This window comes from Acinetobacter sp. WZC-1 (assembly GCF_052544965.1).
On the sequence record NZ_CP199370.1, the window covers coordinates 26330 to 45354 of the forward strand.

14 protein-coding genes are annotated in these 19025 nt (G+C 46.1%); 9 read left to right on the top strand and 5 right to left on the bottom strand.

The window, feature by feature from the left end; translation table 11 throughout:
• Positions 1-88: 88 nt before the first annotated feature.
• From ACT6PV_RS00110 to tssH, 5 genes are all read right to left on the bottom strand, one after another.
• On the bottom strand, positions 89-580 hold the full coding sequence (locus tag ACT6PV_RS00110; RefSeq protein ID WP_445114512.1) for a hypothetical protein: 492 nt from the start codon (positions 578-580) through the stop codon (positions 89-91).
• A 130-nt stretch (positions 581-710) separates the two neighbouring features.
• On the bottom strand, positions 711-1514 hold the full coding sequence (icmH, locus tag ACT6PV_RS00115; protein ID WP_445114513.1) for a type IVB secretion system protein IcmH/DotU: 804 nt from the start codon (positions 1512-1514) through the stop codon (positions 711-713).
• An 18-nt stretch (positions 1515-1532) separates the two neighbouring features.
• On the bottom strand, positions 1533-2897 hold the full coding sequence (gene tssK, locus ACT6PV_RS00120) for a type VI secretion system baseplate subunit TssK (RefSeq protein WP_445114514.1): 1365 nt from the start codon (positions 2895-2897) through the stop codon (positions 1533-1535).
• A gap of 6 nt (positions 2898-2903) precedes the next feature.
• Positions 2904-4025 (bottom strand): type VI secretion system protein TssA, encoded by a 1122-nt coding sequence (tssA, locus tag ACT6PV_RS00125; RefSeq protein ID WP_445114515.1) that lies wholly within the window; start codon positions 4023-4025, stop codon positions 2904-2906.
• Between the two features lie 26 nt (positions 4026-4051).
• Positions 4052-6739, bottom strand: coding sequence for a type VI secretion system ATPase TssH (gene tssH, locus ACT6PV_RS00130; RefSeq protein WP_445114516.1), 2688 nt, complete (start codon positions 6737-6739; stop codon positions 4052-4054).
• Positions 6740-7255: 516 nt separating this feature from the next.
• On the opposite strand from tssH, the gene ACT6PV_RS00135 reads away from it, so the two are divergent.
• The 9 genes from ACT6PV_RS00135 (at position 7256) to tssM (ending at position 19010) form a co-directional block, all read left to right on the top strand.
• Entirely contained in the window at positions 7256-7807 is a 552-nt protein-coding gene (locus ACT6PV_RS00135; RefSeq protein WP_445114517.1) for a hypothetical protein, read from the top strand.
• A 23-nt stretch (positions 7808-7830) separates the two neighbouring features.
• The gene (tssB, locus tag ACT6PV_RS00140; RefSeq protein ID WP_445114518.1) at positions 7831-8340 is read left to right on the top strand and encodes a type VI secretion system contractile sheath small subunit; all 510 of its coding nucleotides are present in this window, start codon (positions 7831-7833) and stop codon (positions 8338-8340) included.
• Positions 8333-9814: a type VI secretion system contractile sheath large subunit gene (gene tssC, locus ACT6PV_RS00145; protein ID WP_445114519.1), complete on the top strand. Its 1482-nt coding sequence runs from the start codon at positions 8333-8335 to the stop codon at positions 9812-9814. Before tssB ends, tssC begins: the two co-directional genes overlap by 8 nt.
• A 53-nt stretch (positions 9815-9867) precedes the next feature.
• Positions 9868-10371, top strand: a complete 504-nt coding sequence (locus ACT6PV_RS00150) for an Hcp family type VI secretion system effector (RefSeq protein ID WP_445114520.1) — start codon at positions 9868-9870, stop codon at positions 10369-10371.
• Between the two features lie 91 nt (positions 10372-10462).
• A complete protein-coding gene (gene tssE / locus ACT6PV_RS00155) occupies positions 10463-10936 on the top strand; it encodes a type VI secretion system baseplate subunit TssE (protein ID WP_445114521.1) in 474 nt (157 codons plus the stop codon).
• A gap of 12 nt (positions 10937-10948) precedes the next feature.
• Positions 10949-12757 carry a type VI secretion system baseplate subunit TssF gene (gene tssF, locus ACT6PV_RS00160; protein ID WP_445114522.1) on the top strand — a complete coding sequence of 603 codons (1809 nt, stop codon included), beginning with the start codon at positions 10949-10951 and terminating at the stop codon, positions 12755-12757.
• Positions 12721-13722 (top strand): type VI secretion system baseplate subunit TssG, encoded by a 1002-nt coding sequence (tssG, locus tag ACT6PV_RS00165; RefSeq protein WP_445114523.1) that lies wholly within the window; start codon positions 12721-12723, stop codon positions 13720-13722. The genes tssF and tssG overlap by 37 nt, the downstream gene beginning before the upstream one ends.
• A gap of 1 nt (position 13723) precedes the next feature.
• Positions 13724-15112: a hypothetical protein gene (locus tag ACT6PV_RS00170; RefSeq protein ID WP_445114524.1), complete on the top strand. Its 1389-nt coding sequence runs from the start codon at positions 13724-13726 to the stop codon at positions 15110-15112.
• Between the two features lie 40 nt (positions 15113-15152).
• The gene (tssM, locus tag ACT6PV_RS00175; RefSeq protein ID WP_445114525.1) at positions 15153-19010 is read left to right on the top strand and encodes a type VI secretion system membrane subunit TssM; all 3858 of its coding nucleotides are present in this window, start codon (positions 15153-15155) and stop codon (positions 19008-19010) included.
• The last annotated feature ends 15 nt before the right edge of the window (positions 19011-19025 follow it).

The window sequence follows — 19025 nt, forward strand, 5'->3', positions numbered from 1 at the left end:
GTTTTACTTGAATCTGTTCATCGCGGTTCTTTTATTTTTATCTGACAGGATCGGAAAATGGCGTTCAACAGGGACAACCACTGACATTTTAATCCTCTTTTGGTGTCTGAGTTATTGAAATTTGCACTGAACCTTTCGGTAATTCAACATCCTGATCTTTTGTATCTTCTTTTATATTTTGATCAGTTGCCACAACACTGACCGGTTTCTGCCCGATGGCTGACGGTACAGTGGTTGTTTGCAATGTAATGGGTGCGGATGCCCTGGTCTGGTTCGCGGCCGGTCTGACAGCAGTTCTCGATTTCTGCTCTGAACCGAAAGCATTGTCAAAGGGTGAGGTGCCTGGACGCGGTTTCACATCAGCTGCGGGTTTTTGATGCTTAAACAAGCCACTGAATTCCTTTTCATTTATGGGTGTATAGTTAGGATCATCTTCCTGTGAGTCATCCGACGGGTTGGTCGATGCCTCGGAAGGAATGTGATCAGCCATGTTTTGCAGAGTGTCTGTCTGTTGTTGTGTACTGAATGAATCTGTTTTGGACGGTTGATTGACACTGGCGCTATAAATGAAGATCACCATGCAGGCACATATCACGCCGATGATAAACCCCAGCAGAAGATGGCGCGTTACACGGGCAGGTGATTTTTGGTTCGTACGTTGTAAAACCCGCAGTGAATTTCGATTGTCCTGTGTCATATTGTTGTCTTTTTTAAGGTAGATGAATGGTAATGTTTGCCTGCTCAGTCGGGCTGCTGATGACATTGCTGAAATGAGACAGCGCTGCATTTTCCTGTTTTGACAGCATGAACCTTAAACCGGAAAATGCCAGCACAGCAAATAGCAATAAAAAAAGAAGGATCCATAAAAAAGGCAACTCTTTATGAATCATATTCCTGATTTGATCCGGTAAAGCGGCAAAGGGTGAAAAAGCAGCTTTTTTCCCTTTCAGATAATCAATTTCGTCGCCTGTACGGGCGACCAGATGATTTAAACTTTCAATGGATTCAATGCGATATTTACCCTGAAAGCCGAGCAGCAGACAATAATGAAATACTTCCAATGCCGGCAGACGGTCTTTACCCCGACTTCTGAGTTGTTCCAGAAATTCAAAAAAACGATAACCTGCCAGTTGTGAGCCAAACAGGCTCAACTGTAAGGGGCTGATCAGCCAGGAGTTCTGCAGCTCAAAGAAACGGGGATCCTGTTGTGTGACAATGGTTTCATCCAGCAATGCACAATAAGCGTATTTTGCGTCGTGAATATCTTCTGCTGAAAATTGCAGTTTTTTCGCCTGTTGTTCAAACTGGTTTAAAAGATCCAGGATTTTTTCCCGGAACGCATCAGCTTTCTCAGGGACGTATTGGTTTCTGATTAAAAAAACCAGATAAAAACCATCATGCAGCAAATCAACGAGATTGGCCGTCTGTGATATCCGCGAGTTCAGGGGAGGTTGGACGCCACTGCCAATCTGACCATCATCAAATAAGGAAGGGGCCCCGCCGGATTGACTCATTTGTTTTGCTCCTTATTTTCAGGCATTCATGACCGCAATTAATTCCAGGCTGATATCCTGGAATCCTGCGGGGACGTAAATACAGATTGATTCGGACTCCAGCATGCGCTGATACAGCTCATGGTGGGGCTCCACTTCAAAGTAGCTGACCCCGGAACGTACCGGTATTGCGGTTGGGACCTGCATTAAATGATGAATTGGAATGGCTGGTAAAGCTGCGACAACACGTTGTTCGACATCGACGGTACTGCCGACTTTGAAACGCAGTGGAACAATTTGTACCAGTTCATGGGTCTGCATCATGCTGCTTGAAACCGCAATATACAGGCGACTTTCCCGGGTAATCTTGTCCGATTCGAGGCTACCAACCCAGTAGGATGGCCGGACTTCCTTCAGCGCGATATTAATATAGCGGCTTGAAATAATGGTATCCAGCAGGTCTCTGAGAATGATGTCCAACTGTGTGAAACTGTCCTGTAAATGATGATGCTTATATTGTGGTAAATGCTCAACGTCATAAGCGGTGGAAAAGGTCAGCAGGGAACCGGTTAAACGCAGTAATTCATAAAACAGGCGCTCAGGATGAATCTGAGGGTTCTGCAACAGATGGTTGAGGGTTGAATGTGCTGTATTTAAAGCATTAACCAGCCAGAAGGACACAATATCACCGGAACGGAACTCGATCAGCTTCTGTTCATTTTCCCGGTTATTGGCCTGAATGGTTTTAATTTTGGCTTTAATGACATTCAGGGTGCGTTTTAGATCGTTGAGTAATGATTCAGATGATTCAATATGCAGAATCGGTGGTATAAACTTATGATCAAGTTCAAAATTACCCGAGCTGTGACGTTTAATTCTTCCGACAGGCAGGTAGAGGAAACCATCCAGATCATGATTGGGATCTGTACCGACTTCCAGTAATTTCAGTGCTGCACGTCGTTTCAGCAGAGAAATTGCAGCCGGAGTGGCTTCTGTAAACAGATCATGGGTTTCAGCCAGGTATGAATGGTAACGGGTGGGCTGAGTGCCTTTTTTCGAGTCAACATTCTGTTTATTGGCCTGTAAAACAGGCAATGCCAGATAAATCAGCATTTCTCCATGCAGATCCAGATCATCCAGCTGAACCGGCTCGGGCAATAAGTCCCGTGCAGGGGCGTTGTAGATTTCGCCATCCTGCCAGACCATTTCAATTTTTTCCAGTGTCAGAATATGGGTACCCAGCTGGCTTTCATCATAGCGGATGTCCTGTATACCGTAGGCAAAGGGTACGGTTGAACGGATTGTATGGTTTAAACGCTGTTCGTGATAGGTATCCTGGAGCTGAAAGTGCTGAGGCCTTAAAAACAGACCTTCACCCCAGAGAATTTTTTCCGCTTTAAACATAAGAGCTTACCAGTCGTTTGATTCGTTGCTGTTGTGTTGAACCCCTAATAATTCCTGTACTGACTCCAGGGGGCTGTCATTCTTAATGACCTGGGTCAGCCATTCATGCAGGGGCATCTGACTCCATTTAATGGTTTTTTGCAGCATATAGCTGACCGGGCTATGAGGTTCATTGGTCTGAAAGTAATTTGCAATGTCCTGCAGTACCTTCATGGCCTGTTCACGATTTTGTAAATGGTTCTGGGCTTGTGGCTGAAACGATTGCTGATGCTGATTGTCCATTATGGGCACCATCTGTTGTGATCCATCAGAAATATGTTGTACCGCTGGTATTGTTGATAGTGTCTGATCTGTCGCTGCTGACGGGGTGGCAGCCACATGGTCTGCCTTATAAATTTTTTTCAGGGTTTTGTGAATGCTGTCCAGCTGAGAGTCAATATTGGCAAAACTGGGGGCTTCAAGTTCCATGAGCTGATCAAGGACCTGTTTGATGACTTGCCAGTGCTGCAAGATCTCATTGAAGTACTGATACTGTCTGAGCTGAAAGTCCCGGGAGCTGCCGGACAGTGCCTGATCAAACTGTTCCAGTTCAGGTGAGCTTTCCACGGCTCCGGATTCATCGGTATTTTTCCGGCGATTGTTCTGCTGATGCAGAAAATTTTCATAATCCAGCAGTGAATAACCCGGCTGGGTATTGAGCAATGGCACCTGTTTAATGAGACTGGGCAATTGATGGGTTAAACCCTGTAAAAGCCCCAGTCGCTGGTCAAGATCATCATCTTCAATTTCCGGATTAATGGTCAGCCAATACTGATCCAGCATCCGGTGGGCAAGCTCAAGCCCGCAGGCAATTCCCTCAAAACCATAGAGATGTGTCCAGGCTTCTGTCAGCCAGGTCAAAAGGCGGATGTCCTTGGTTTTATTCTGCAGCAATTCGGCGGTTTTTTCAGCAACAAAGGACCAGTCTGCCTGTTTCGGTTCCGAGACCCAATCACCTAAATCAAGCAGTGGGTCGTCCTGGGTCCTGGCTTTTTTTATTTCATGAAACTCATTGGAGAATGAACAGTCCTCTCCACATAAATGGGTTTCTGAAATGGGATTGAGCAGAATATCGATGTCTAAACTCATGTCATATGATTCTCTTTAAATGTCTTTCAGGTGTCTGCTGTTTTCGCCTTTCTGCCGCGTTTCCTGCTGGTCTTTTCAGTTTTGGGGTCGAGCTGGTAAATAATTTCATCGTCCTGAACATCGATCAGAATCTGCTGTGGTAATTTCTGTTCGGCCAAAGCAACCAGGATTTCGGTGGCCAGTGCCGGCAATACCGATGCATTTAAAATATTGTCAACATTACGTGCACCGCTATCCACTTCAGTACAGCGACTGAGTAATAGTTCAATTAGATCCTCGCTGTATTTAACTTTTGTGGCATATTGTGCTTCCAGGCGGGCCGTGATCTTGCCTAATTTGTGTTGAATAATGCGGACCAACAGCTCATCATGCAGTGGGAAGTAGGGAACAATACGCATACGTCCCAGGAATGCAGGTTTGAAGTGTTTGTACAGCGCAGGTTTCAACTGATCAGTCAGTTCCTCGGCGGTTGGCCACTCTGCCGGCGGATGATTCAGGCAGGCCTGCATAATGCTGCCGGAGCCTGCATTTGATGTCAGCAGGATGGTGGTATTTTTAAAATTAATCACCCGTCCTTCACCATCTTCCAGCATGCCTTTGTCAAAGACCTGGTAAAACAGCTCCTGTACATCGCCATGCGCTTTTTCTATTTCATCCAGCAGGACCACGCTGTAGGGGTTACGGCGTACAGCTTCGGTCAGGACACCGCCCTGACCATAGCCCACATAACCCGGTGGCGCTCCCTTCAGGGATGAAACGGTATGTGCCTCCTGGTATTCAGACATATTGATGGTAATCAGATGTGATTCACCACCATATAATTCATTGGCCAGTGCCAGCGCTGTTTCAGTTTTACCGACCCCACTCGGGCCAACCAGCAGAAATACCCCCTGAGGTTTGCCAGGATCTTCAAGTCGGGCTTTCGAGGTCTTGATGCCCTGAACAAGCTGTGTCAGTGCATGGTCCTGTCCCATCACCCGCTCACCCAGCTTCTCTTTCAGCGATAGAATCTGCCGGATTTCATCGTTTACCATTTTACCGACTGGAATCCCGGTCCAGTCAGAAATAATTTCATTGATCATCCGGGCATTGACCCGCTCGAATACCAGCGGGTCCTGCCCCTGTAACTGTTGCAGCTGTTCCCGCAGTTGCATAATCTCAGGCTGATTGATCGGCTGAGCTGAGTCCGACGGTTGTTGCAGTGCCTGAATCTGTCTGACCAGTTCAAGTTCCTGTTGCCACTTTTGCTCAGTTTGCTGAATGTCATGATTCAGACTGTCAAGCTGCTGTTTTAATGCAGTCAGGCGCTCACTGTGGATGGGAAACTGCTGTTGTTCATTTTCGACAATCTTCAGCTCGAGATTCAGGTTGTATTGCCGGGCCTTAAGTTGATCAAGTCTGACCGGCTGGGCATTCTGAGTGAGTGCAACCCGGGCAGAGGCGGTATCAAGCACACTGATGGCCTTGTCCGGTAACTGACGTCCGCTGATATAACGATGTGAAGCATGTACCGCGGTGACAATGGCTTCATCATCAATCTGTAAATTGAAGTGATTTGCCATGACGGGAATCATGGCGCGCAGCATATCAATGGCAACTTCTTCGGTCGGCTCTTCAACCTGGATGACCTGAAAGCGCCTGCTGAGCGCAGCATCCTTTTCAAAATATTGTTTATATTCTGCCCAGGTGGTGGCGGCGATGGTTCTGAGTTCGCCACGGGCCAATGCCGGTTTTAACAGGTTAGCGGCATCATTCTGTCCGGCCTGTCCACCGGCACCGATCAAAGTATGTGCTTCATCTATAAATAAAATAATTGGATATGTTGAATTCTGGACTTCCTGAATCACTTGTTTCAGACGATTTTCAAACTCGCCCTTGACACTGGCGCCGGCCTGAAGCAGCCCCATATCGAGTGTATGCAGCTGAACATTTTTCAGGGCATCCGGGACCTGATGCTGAGCAATTTTCAGCGCCAGCCCTTCAACAACCGCCGTTTTTCCGACCCCGGGCTCACCGGTCAGAATTGGATTATTCTGACGACGGCGCATTAAAATATCCAGCATCAGGCGGATTTCATATTCCCTGCCAATGACCGGATCTATCTTTCCCTGAAGGGCTTTTTCAGTCAGGTTAATGGTGTACTGATCCAGTGCCGGGGTTTTGTTTTTCTGTGGATTATTCTCTGCAGATGCTGGAATGTCGGTGTCTTCTTTGTTGCTAAGTTTTTGTTCTTTTTCGTGTTCTGAGCTTGAAGCACAGATTTCCAGAAACTTATGTTTCATGGTGTCGATTGGTAACAGGTCAAACAGGCTGGAGGCTCGGATCGCAATCTGATACAGGTCCGGTGCGGTCAGCAATGCCACCAGTAAATGACCACTGCGGATGACTGGATTCTGTTCAGCGGAAGCCAGCAACCAGGCCTGTTCCAACAGGCTGGTGATCGACTTTGCAAAAATGGGTGTGCGGGTATTGCCTTTGGGCAGCTGTGAGATGGTTTCCTGTAAATCATCCATTAATAAATGTGTGGAAACATGGTATTTATTCAGCAGGATCTCAATATCACTTGCATTATTCTGATTTAATAATTCAAAGAATAAATGTTCAATTTCAATCTCATAATTTTTCTGATTAATACAGAAATTTGCAGATTTCTCTAATGCCGTACGGGCAGGACTGGATAGCCTGGTAATCAGAATCTTTAAATTATTCATCATTAGTCTCGAGTGTTTCACTTCATCTTTCTTGTATAAATAACTTGTATAAATAATGGAGCTGGCTGATTTGACATTCGTTAAAGATAATGAATATCAACGGATTGAGCGTTATTTTATGAAGTGCTTTCAGTTATTGTACATAAAAATATCTGTTTGTGAATAAAATTATTAAAAATTTGATGCGTTATTGTGTTTTTATATTATATTCTTGAAATATTTAGTTAATAAATAAATATTAAACTGTCTTGACTTGAATGGTATGAGTTTAGTTTAATCGGAACATAATTTATGTTTCATGATGATTTTATGGGTTTTTTTATAGAGTCTGAATGAGTTTGAATAATCTGCATTATTTCATAAAAACTCGGAAATTTATTATATATACAGAGGCTTATTTTGAATAGAACAGTAATTTTATGTACTGCTATATGTGCCGGTTTATGTGGTGAGGCGACGTATGCAAATGAACCTGCTGATATACAGCTGAAAAGAAGCTGTATTAAGGGTAACCCCCTTGTGAGCGGTGAAAAGGATGCTGCATTGCTGGGAATTTATCAGCAAATATGCGACAAAAAAAACAAGGATAATAAAAATAATTTACTGGTGCAGGCGGCTCAGAGATTTCAGCAGCTTGGTCAGAATTTAAAAGCATTACAGCTGATAAATACACTGCATGCCCAGAATATTCAGAGCACCATATTAACAGATACTAAATTTCTGGCGGGTGTCAGTGTTGCAGATACTGCATTAAAGCAAATGCGTGAGCATGAGCTGCGTTATCTAACCGAAGACGGGACATATCCGGTGGCAAAGGGTTTTTCCGATGAAATCGCACTTGCCCGACCAACCCCGGTCATCGTGGATGCAAAAGCGGATGATGAGGCGAAAGCAGGGGCTGTCGTGAAAACGGCTCGGTCCGGTAGTCCGGCAGCGCCAGTCACCAGGAAAAAGAAAACGGTCAGTCAGAAAAGTAAGGCAGCCGGCAGCGGTACGGTGAATAAACAAAAGGCGACGACAACAACTGCCCCGGCGACCAGGTCAGGTGCAAATCCGTTTAAGGATCTTTAGGATTAAAATGAAGGAATTTTATTATGGCTAAAAGAGAAAGCGTACAGAAAAAACTACAGCGCATCAGACCTCCCCGTGTTCAGCTGACTTACGATGTGGAGGTGGGTGACGGGAAGGAAATTAAGGAATTACCGTTTGTGGTCGGTGTTCTGGGTGACTTTTCTGCTGCATCGGAACTGGAAAAGACCAAGCTGAAAGATAAGAAATTCATTAATGTTGATCTGGAAAATATTGATGAAGTCATGGAATCACTGGCGCCAAGAGCTGCTTTCCAGGTCGAAAACACACTGACCGAAGAAGGTGGCCGCATGTCGGTTGATCTGACATTTCAGTCCATGGAGGATTTCAGGCCGGAACAGGTTGCCCAGCAGGTGGAGCCGCTGCGTAAACTGGTTGAAGCCCGTGAGCGCCTGACCGATTTGCGCAACAAGATTTCCAACAGTGAGCGGCTGGAAGATCTGTTGGATGAAGTGCTGAAAAATACGGATCAGATTCGTAAGCTGAGTGTAGAGGCGGGAGCAGACAATGACTAATTTACAGGCAGCTGCTGCTGACGGTACGGTGACTCAGCAGGAAAGTTTACTGGACTCCATTGTGGAACAGAGTCGTATCGCCCGCAATGAAGAGGAACATGACCGTGCCCGGAATCTGATTGGTGAACTGGCCAGGGAGGTGATGGCAGGAACCATTACTGTGTCTGAAAATATGACGCTGTCGCTGGATAAGCGGATTGCAGAAATTGATGCACTGATTTCCAGTCAGCTGAGCAGAATCATGCACAATGAGCAGTTTCAGAAAATTGAGTCGACCTGGCGCGGTTTATATTATTTCTGTCAGGAAACGCCGTCCAATCCGATGATCAGAATCCGCATGATGAATACCACCAAGAAAGAGCTGATCAAGGACTTTCAGGGGGCAACGGATTTTGATCAGAGTTCTCTGTTCAAGAAAATTTATGAAGAAGAATATGGTTCTTTCGGTGGCGCGCCCTATGCAACACTGATCGGTGATTTTGAATTTGACCGTACGCCTTCGGACATGTATTTGCTGGAGCAGATTTCACATGTGGCTGCAGCAGCGCATGCGCCATTTATTTCTGCAGCAAGTTCAAATATGCTGGGACTGGAGTCATTTACGGATATTGATCGTCCCAGGGATGTATCGAAAATTTTTGAAACAGCCGAATATGTTCAGTGGCGTTCATTCCGGGAAAGTGATGATGCGCGCTATGTGGCATTGACCATGCCAAGAGTGTTGGGGCGTCTGCCGTACCATCCAAAGGATGGCATGGTGACTGAGGGCTTTAACTTTGTTGAGGAAGTGTCCGGCCAGAATCATGATGAATACCTGTGGATGAATGCAGCTTATGCATTCGGTACACGTCTGACCAATGCTTTTGATATGCATGGCTGGTGTGCGGCAATCCGTGGTGTGGAAGGCGGCGGCATGGTGGAAGGCCTGCCGGTACATACTTTTAAAACCAGTGATGGTGAGGTGGCGTTTAAATGCCCGACTGAAATCGCCATTACTGATCGTCGTGAGAAAGAGTTGAGTGACCTTGGGTTTATTCCCCTGGTGCATTGTAAAAATACAGATTACGCTGCTTTCTTTGGGGCTCAGTCTACCCAGAAACCCAGGAAATATGACAGCGATACAGCAAATGCAAACTCTGCATTGTCAAGTCAGATTCAATATATTATGGCCGTTTCCCGTATTGCGCATTATTTAAAGGCCATGATGCGGGATAAAGTGGGAAGCTTTGCTTCAGCCGGTAATGTTGAGGCTTTCCTGAATGACTGGCTATCTCAGTATGTATTGCTTGATGATGGCGCTTCACAGGAAGCAAAAGCTCAATATCCATTGCGTGAAGCATCGGTTAAGGTTGTAGAGAACCCTGCTGAGCCAGGACACTACAAGTCTGTGGTCTTTTTAAGACCACATTTTCAGCTGGATGAGTTGTCTGTTTCTTTGCGACTCGTTACTGAGTTACCTCAGTCCTCAAATTAAAAATGAGCACAGCTTGATAATAACTTTAAATTTAAATAAACAGGAAGAATCCAATGAAAGACATATACGTTCAATTTCGTGGCAAGTATAAAGTGGATGGTGAGTCCCGGGACACCGAACACAAAGACTGGCTCGAAGTAAACTCCTGGGCGCACAACATCCGTCAACCGAAATCAGCGACGTCTTCAAGCGTTGGTGGTCATACGGCAGAACGTGTTGAACATGCTGACATGCTTTTTGTGAAGGACCTGGATGCAACCAGTCCCAAGCTGTGGGAAGCCTGTTCAGCGGGTTATACATTTGATGAGGTACAGATCGATTTTTACCGTGCAAATGGTGATAAGCGCATTAAGTATCTGCAGATCAAACTGAAACACGTACTGGTTGCAAGTGTTACACCGACTGTAAATGAAGAAGGTGTTCCTACTGAAGCATTCGGTCTGAAATATGCAGCGGTTGAGTGGACTTATAACCAGCAGGATATCAACGGTACTCAGAAAGGTGCTGTGACTAAGAAATGGTCACTTTCCAACAATACCGCATCTTATGCTGCTTAATGTAACAATTTGATTTTCATAGGGGTTAAACTCAGTTTTAGCCTCTATTTATTTTATTATGGACCACTTTTAAAAAAGAAATACAACAGCAATGAATATAGATCAGCTCCATCCCTATGGATTCCGTTCGACATTATTCAATCGTCTGATTCCGGAAAATGAAACGTCCAGGGGGCTCTCCATTCAGGAATTGCGTCAATCTGTCGCACAGGATCTGGAGGATTTACTGAATAGCCGGATGGTCAATCTGGATCATATTATTGACGATTTTCCATTGGTCAAAAAGTCAATTTTACAGTTTGGCATTATCGATTTTGTGGGTTTGTCGACTGCCAATCCGACTGACCGGAGCAAAATCTGTAAATCCATTGAAGCATCAATTGCATCACATGAGCCACGTTTGCAGCATATTAATGTGCAAATGCTGATGGATGGGCACAATAAGGGCGTGTTGTGTCTGAGTATCCAGGCGTATCTGAATATTCACCCCTTATATGAACCCGTGATTTTTGATGCATTGTTAAAACCGACAACTCAGCAGTATGTAATTTCTGCCAGGGCATAAAGCAGGTGCGATTTGATTGAAGAACTCTTGCCGTATTATGAAAAGCAATTACAGGAATTTGGTCAGCAATCACGGGAGTTTGCACAAAAGTATCCAAAAATTGCACAGCGTCTGTCCTTAAATCAGGAGCAGATTGATGACCCGCATATTGAGCGCTTAATCCAGGCTTTTTCACTAATTGCAGCACGAATTGATAAAAAACTGACCGACAGTTATGACATATTTACACGTGCGTTATTTGAGGTCATGTTTCCTCAGTATCTGCGTCATTTCCCTGCCTGTTCCGTCGTCAGTTTTGAAGATGCCGGCAAGCAGCTGCAGCTGACTGAAGTTCATTCCATTGCCAGGCATACCGCTTTAAAATCCCGTAATGTCAAGGGGGTGCACTGTGAGTTTAATACTACAAATGAAGTGCGTCTGTTGCCACTGCAGTTGACAAAGCTGAATTTCAGAACTAATCCGAGTGCTCATATTCATTTGAACCAGAATGCAACACTCAGCCTCAGGTTTGAAATTTTTAATCAGGCACATACATGGTTGCAACATGAAAAGCTGCCCATTTATCTGGATGCTATTTCCAATTTTCCCTTGCAGCTACTGGACAGTGTTTTTCTGAACAGCACCGGTTTCAGCATGAAGACAGATCACCGGGTGATTGATATTCAGAATCCTTTTCAGGTGATGGGGTTTACTGAGTCGCAAAGCCTGTTACCGATTGACCAGCATACCCACCATGCCTATCGGTTATTGATGGAATATTTCTGCTTTCCCGATAAATATAATTATTTGAATCTTGATCTCAGTTTTTTAAAACATCTGAATCTGACGCAGGGTAGTTTTGAACTTCAGATCCATCTGAAGCTGAACCTGAATGATCAGGCCGTTGTCCGGAACTATTCGGAATTGAATGTCGCCAACTTCAAGCTGTTTACCACGCCGGTGGTCAATCTATTTGAAAAACAGGCAGAACCGCAGAAAATTGATCATAAGCAGCTGGAATATCCGCTGATTGCAGATATGCGGCATCCTGAGCTTTATCAGGTGTACTCCATTTTAGAGATGAATATGGTGCGTGAGAAAAGTGATCAGGATCAGGTGTTGCACCCGGTTCTGCCGTTTTTCGCCATGAGCCATTACCATGGCGATGAAGTTCAGTTTTTCTATGCCCTGAATCCCACACAGCTGCACAGTCAGTTTGTGGAAACCGGTTATACCATTATTTCCAGGCAGCTGAGCCCGCATCAGATTAAATCTGATTTTATCAGTACCCGGTTATTGTGTTCGAATCGTGATTTACCCCACGAGGCACTCAGTCAGTCCAATAATATTCTCAGCCTGAATGACAGTGATGCAACACATCAGATACGTTTGCTGAAACGTCCTACGGTTCCCTGTCATTTTGAGCAGAATAAGAAGGAACAGTGGCGGGTCATTTCACATCTTTCACTGAATACACTGGCTTTAATGAAGGGCGATGCAGTCAGTCATATCAAGGAATTACTGGAGTTGTATAACCTGCCGAAGTCCAGGGAAAACCATTTGATCATTGATGCGATCAAGCAGATTAAGTTTGAACTGACCCACCGGCTGGTGGAGGCAAAACCCTTTCCGATGTTTGTCCGTGGGGTACAGGTGACGCTGTCCATTGACGCTCAGATTTTCAGGGGGCACAGCCTGTATATTTTCAGCGAATTGCTCAGCCATATTTTTAATTTAAAGGTTCAGATGAACAGTTTTGTCAATGTACTGATTTCTGACTCAAATACCCAACAGGAGTTATACCAATGCGTGCAGAACACTGGTGGCAAGAAGCTTCTGTAATTGATGAGCTTTTTAAGTCACCTGCCGCTTACGAATTTATTCAGACGACACGGCTGTTCAGGCATGTACCTTTTCAGCAGAAAAGTCAGTCCTGGGCTGATGCGTTCAGATTTGCAAGTTCATTGAATTTAAATTTTCCTGAAGCTGAAATTGAATCATTGACTGAGCAGGATGGAAAAATTCAGATGACCGGGTTAATGGTGGGATTAACCGGTATTCAGGGGGTATTACCTTATGTCTATACCAGTAAAATCCGGCAGACACCACGTAAACAGCGTGAGGAAGTGCATAAATTCATCGATCTGTTCAATCATAAATTTACGGCCCAGTATGTGGATGCCAGTCTGGCCTATAACTTGCCGGTACGTTATGAAGTTGAGCATGAAAACCACTATCTGAATATTCTGCATGCCTTAAATGGCTATATCAGTACTCAGCATCAACAGCAGCAACTGGATGATTATTTTGCTGAGTTTGCCGGGTTGATGCAGGGGCAGAACAATACCGCACATGCATTAAAAACCATGCTGTGCTGTATTTTTCATCAGGAAATTGAAATTAAGGAATTCATTGAAGAAAAATTCCAGCTTTCAGATGAGCAAAAAGCCCAATTGGGTGAGTCAAGTGTGGGAGGGCCGGCTTTGCTGGGGATCAATACCTTCTGTGGTGACAGCATCCGTCAGATTGACGGCAGAATTGAAATACAGATTGGTCCACTCAGACGGCAACAGTACCTGCAGTATTTACCCAGACAGCAACAGAGTGAGAAATTAAAAAGTATTTTACAGAGCTGGTGCAGCCCGACCCTGCTGGTGGATTTGCGTTTAATCCTGGCAAAAGAAGATGTCAGCCCACTGCGGCTGAGTGCCATGTCATCGACTGGGCTGGCAGAGGGTGCATTTTTGATGCCGGATGCTGCGCAGGACAATGATGAAACCTGTTATGTGCTGCTGGGGGCTGCCTGACATGCTGAAAATTTTTCTGGGTACCCTGGCCGGTGTTTTTGTCATTGTCTCCGCCGTGGTAATTTTTTACTGGCGGGACATTCAGTTTGAACCCGGTCCGCAGCAGCTGGTGCTTTATTTTGGTTTGATTCCCCTGGGCATCAGTCTGCTGTTGCTCAGTCCGGTGCTGATGTTCAGATGGTATAAGTACCGACAGGAAAAAAAGCAGAAACAGCAACTTGAAGCGCAGAATGCCGAAGCTGAAACGCCTGAGGAAACACAGTCGGGTGAACCGCCGGAATGGGTGCAGCTGTATGTGCTGTCGGTCAGTACAGTAAGTTCATTCGGAGAAGGGCCTGCACATTTACAGGCCCTGGAGCACAGCCCTGCCGCCGCCCTGGATTCGCAACTGGTCAATGAGCAGAATGTACAGGTGGTCTCTTACCGGATTGCCGATCTTGACGACCTGGCAGAAGCGGTTGAACAGGGCATGAATAGCAGACACAAACGCATTATGGCGCTGATTCAGACACAGCTTGAACAGCATGACACATCATTGGCGACAATTGCAGCACAGCTGAAACAATCGGCATTATTTTATGATGGCCCGCTGGCGCAGGTCTACCGCATGCATCCGGCATGGGTTGATCCGGAGGCAGAGACTGAAGCCGAACAGGAAGCTGAACCTGTGGCTGAACCGGTTGCCCGTTTAACACAGTTGAATATTCATATCATTCTTGCGGAGAATTTGCTGCAGGTCTGGGATGAACCATTCTGTTCTGATCAGATACAGGATCATCTGACCCCGCTGAACATCATTCATGAGCAGCTTCAGCTGCAATATCATTACTGGCATAAAGAGGCGGCGTATGGTGAATGGTTGTCATTGCTGAAACAGATACAGCATCAGTCGGAGCAGGTTTCGCTGATGATTGTGGCTGATTCTGAGTTGGATCAGGGATTTATGAATCAACAGTCTGGCATGTCGGTGAACCATATCCCGGCAGAGTTTGCAGGCGCCTGCTTCCTGACGGGACCGGCGGTTCAGGTCGGGGATTTAAATGCCGTCAGGGATGTCCGTATTGTATTGAATGAAAAAGAGATATCAGACAGTCTGGAGGCACTGAAGATCAATGAACTGACGCAGTATGAAGATGAAAATCCATTTGTACTGATTCTGGATGATCCGTCCGGTATCAGGATGTTCAGGAAACTGCAACAGAACTTTCTGACGTCACCGATAGAGCCTCACCATTATTTATATAGTCAATCAGGACTGGGGTATACCCGGCATTTATCAGACCTGCTGGGATTCATGCTGGGATTACAGTCAGATGCAGAGGTTGCCATGATTTACAGTACAAAACATGCGCAGACACAGGTTTTTGTGGGGGCAGGGTTTGTATCATGATGGCGGTTTTATTGATTGAAAAGTATAAAAAGAGAATAGCATGTATACAGTTCTAGGTTATTTGTGGCAATACATTACCCATCCGAAAGCAATTATTGCCCTGTCTTTATTTGTTGCGCTGGTGTCGTCGTATAACATGATTCCACGGCAATATTTCTGGATTCTGGCGGGTGTTTATGCGCTGGGGTTAATCGGCTATGGCATCTACTGGCTAATCCAGCGGAAGCGTCATGCTCAGCAGGGTGAGGCGCTGGTGGAAGCCATCACAAAGGATAACCAGGCCGAGTACGGTAAGCAAAAGGACAAGGACGAACTTCAGCTGATCAACCAGCAGATGAAGGACTCGATTCAGTTGATTCGTAAATCCAGGCTGGGAGATAAAAAAGGCAATGCGGCACTGTATGAGCTGCCCTGGTATATGGTCATTGGTAATCCTGCGGCCGGGAAAAGCTCAGCAATTTATAATTCCGGACTGAAATTTCCTTTTGAAGAAACACATCAGAAAATGGTGTCCGCGGGGTTAAGCGGTACCCGTAACTGTGACTGGTTTTTCTCTACGGAAGGGGTCCTGCTGGATACCGCAGGCCGTTATTCGGTCTATACGGAGGACCACTCCGAATGGCTCGGCTTTTTAAGCCTGTTAAAGAAAAACCGTTCCAGGGCACCGATCAATGGGCTGATTGTGATTGTCAGCATTGCAGAACTGGTCAGCCAGAGTCCGGAAAGTTCACTGAAATTGGCCAAGAATTTACGCGCCCGTATTCAGGATCTGACCGAGCGGCTGGAAATTTTTGCACCGGTGTATCTGGTATTTTCCAAGATGGACCTGATTGCAGGCTTTACCGAGTTTTTTGAATGTTACGATGCCCGGGAGTTTGATCAGGTCTGGGGCGCTACCATTGCCTATGATCCGCAGGCCGCACAGAATGCCACAGCGCTGTTCGAGCAGCATTACAATATTTTATATGATGGCCTGAAAAGTGTCAGTACCACGCATTTAAGCCGCCGCCATTCAAAAAATATTTCTCCGAGTGTGATGACATTCCCACTGGAGTTTAAAACACTCAAGCCGGTGCTGAAGACCTTTATCGGGACGCTGTTTGAAGAAAACCCATATCAGTTTAAACCGGTTTTCCGCGGCTTTTACTTTACCAGTGCGGTGCAGGAAGGCACCATTGAAAGTCCGATGACCCAGCAGATTGCTGAAGAATTCCACCTGTCCAGAATCATGGCCAGTGAGCCAGATACTGCTCAGTCGACCAATTCACAGAATCATGGTTATTTTCTGAAAGGTCTGTTTTCAGAAGTGATCCTGAAAGATAAAAATCTGGTCAAACAGCATATTAACCCTGCCAGAAAACGCAGACGCTATCTGGGATTTATTGGCGCATTACTGGGTGTGTCGGTCATTCTTGGGCTGTGGGTATGGTCGTACCGGAATAATCAGCAGCTGATTGCAGATGTTCAGGCCGATCTGAATAAAGTGGTGCAGATGGAGCAGATCTCCGGTCAGCAGCTGTCCACTCAGCTGGATGCCCTGCTGGTTTTACAGCAGCGACTGGATGATTTCAATAAAAATCGCCCCTTAAAATTCGGTTTTGGCCTTTATCAGGGCAATGAACTGCGTGACCGGTTAAAGCGCGAGTATTTAAAAGGAATTCAGCAGATTGTGCTGTCCCCGGCCCAGCAGAATATTGCGCAATATTTACAGCGGGTGACGGGTAATCAGGAACAGCTGAAGCAGAATCACAGCAATGTGGAAATCAGACAGACTGCAGCCACCCAGGTGGCAACGGAGCCTTCCGACAACAATCCGCAGGATGCCTACAATGCTTTAAAAGCGTATCTGATGCTGAGTAATCCACAATATATGGATGCCAGTCATTTGAGTGATCAGCTGACCCGTTTCTGGCGTTCGTGGCTGGATGCCAGTCGTGGTCAGATGCCCCGTGGTGAGATGATTCAGAAAGCAGAAAAAGTTCTGTCCTATACCATGACCCTGGCCAATGATGAAAAATTCCCGGTCCTTGAATCAGATGTGCAGCTGGTGGATCAGACCCGTCAGGTTTTACTGTCAGTAATACGCGGCATGCCGGCACGTGACCGGGTTTATAATGAAATTAAAATGCGGGCAGCTGTACGCTTTCCTGCACTGACCACGGCACAGATCGTCGGTGAGGTGAACAAAGCAACTGTACTGGGCAGTTATGCCCTGCCAGGTGTGTTTACCCATAAAGCCTGGCATGATTATGTGGAGCAGGCGATAGACGAGGCTGCAAATAAACCGACAGATACCCGGGACTGGGTGCTGAACAGTGCGCAGTCAGATGACCTGACCTTCAGTGGCAGTCCGGACCAGATTCGTAAACAGCTGACTCAGCTGTATCAGCAGGAATATATAGCGGAATGGAAAAAATTCCTGAATGGAATGCATTATGCCAGGAGTACTGATTTTGTTCAGCAGGCTAAAATTGTAGATTCACTTGGTGAACCACAGAATTCGCCGATCCGGACGTTACTGGATCGGGTGGCGAAGGAAACCAGCTGGGACAATCCGATCGTACAGGCTGAACTGGCCGCACCACAGACGGGATTTGTGGCCTGGTTTAAACGTAAAGTACTGGGTCAGGGTAAGGGAGATGCTGCTCAAAAGGCCATGACTCAGGCACAGGGACCGATTTCCCAGCAATTTCAGGTCTTTTATCAATTGGTCCGTAAACGGGATGATCAGCAGAATAAATCATTGCTGGACGAATATCTGCAGAATTTTTCTCAGATACGAAGTAAATTCAATGATTTAAAAAGCTCGGGTGATATCGGTCCAAATGTCATGGCCTTAACCCGACAGACCATTAATGAACAGACGTCGGTGTTTAATACCACACAGAAAACGGTGGATGAAAAACTGACTGTAGGACTGAATGAACTGGATCAGCAAATGGTGCAGAAACTGCTGGTCAGTCCTCTGACCCAGGCTTTTGAAAGTCTGATTGCACCGACCCAGGATGAAATCAATAAACTGTGGGTGATGCAGGCTTATCAGCCATTCAGTCAGAATCTGAGCCAGAAATATCCATTCAATTCTTCTGCCACCATTCAGGCGACCAGTCATGAGATTGGGCAGATCATGGGTGAAAATGGCAGTATTGCCCGTTTTGTGAAAGAAACCCTCGATCCCTTTGTGATCCGCCGTGGTTATACGCTGACCTCAAAGACCTGGAAAGATCAGGGCATCAGTTTAAATCCTCAGTTTGTCATGAACTTTCAGAACTATGTGGCGCCGGCCAATGGTGTGGCAACCGGGGATCTGAATCAGTCTGCGGCAGCACCTGCTGCTGCAAATCAGTCCAACTTCCAGTTTTATCCGTTACAGAATCCGCAGTTGCTGTCCTATACCATCGATATCGATGGTCAGCGCATGGTCTATGAAAACGGTATTCAGCAATGGGTAAATTTTGTATGGCCGAATCAGGGTGCCATTCCCGGTGCACGGATTACGGTGGTGGACCTGGAAGGACAGACCCATACGATTTTTGACGAGCCGGGTGAATACGGCATCAATCGTCTGATTGATTCTGCACAGCGCAAACCGTTGAACGGCAATTTTGAAATGACCTGGGTAAGTCAGCAGAACCCGGCATTGTCCATTAAGATGAATTTCCGTCTGATCAGTGGTAACAGTGGTAACAGTGGTGGTTCAGTCGGTTCAGGGCGTGGTTATTCCGGCCTGCAACTGGTGGATAAGGTAACCACCAGTAAGTCGGCACGGGTGGTCGCGGCTCAACAGGCACCAGCGGCGGCAAACACACCTGCCTCGGCTCCGGCTGCACAACCGTCCGTGGAGAGTACCGTTTCTTCGGATACTGCTGCTGCCGATCATGCAGGGAGGACGCAATGATCAGTCAAATTGATG

Coding starts and splice junctions, on each gene's coding strand:
- tssB (WP_445114518.1), top strand. CDS start 7,831: ATGGCTAAAAGAGAAAGCGTACAGAAAAAACTACAGCGCATCAGACCT.
- ACT6PV_RS00170 (WP_445114524.1), top strand. CDS start 13,724: ATGCTGAAAATTTTTCTGGGTACCCTGGCCGGTGTTTTTGTCATTGTC.
- tssC (WP_445114519.1), top strand. CDS start 8,333: ATGACTAATTTACAGGCAGCTGCTGCTGACGGTACGGTGACTCAGCAG.
- tssK (WP_445114514.1), bottom strand. CDS start 2,897: ATGTTTAAAGCGGAAAAAATTCTCTGGGGTGAAGGTCTGTTTTTAAGG.
- tssG (WP_445114523.1), top strand. CDS start 12,721: ATGCGTGCAGAACACTGGTGGCAAGAAGCTTCTGTAATTGATGAGCTT.
- ACT6PV_RS00110 (WP_445114512.1), bottom strand. CDS start 580: ATGGTGATCTTCATTTATAGCGCCAGTGTCAATCAACCGTCCAAAACA.
- tssE (WP_445114521.1), top strand. CDS start 10,463: ATGAATATAGATCAGCTCCATCCCTATGGATTCCGTTCGACATTATTC.
- tssM (WP_445114525.1), top strand. CDS start 15,153: ATGTATACAGTTCTAGGTTATTTGTGGCAATACATTACCCATCCGAAA.
- ACT6PV_RS00150 (WP_445114520.1), top strand. CDS start 9,868: ATGAAAGACATATACGTTCAATTTCGTGGCAAGTATAAAGTGGATGGT.
- tssA (WP_445114515.1), bottom strand. CDS start 4,025: ATGAGTTTAGACATCGATATTCTGCTCAATCCCATTTCAGAAACCCAT.
- tssH (WP_445114516.1), bottom strand. CDS start 6,739: ATGATGAATAATTTAAAGATTCTGATTACCAGGCTATCCAGTCCTGCC.
- icmH (WP_445114513.1), bottom strand. CDS start 1,514: ATGAGTCAATCCGGCGGGGCCCCTTCCTTATTTGATGATGGTCAGATT.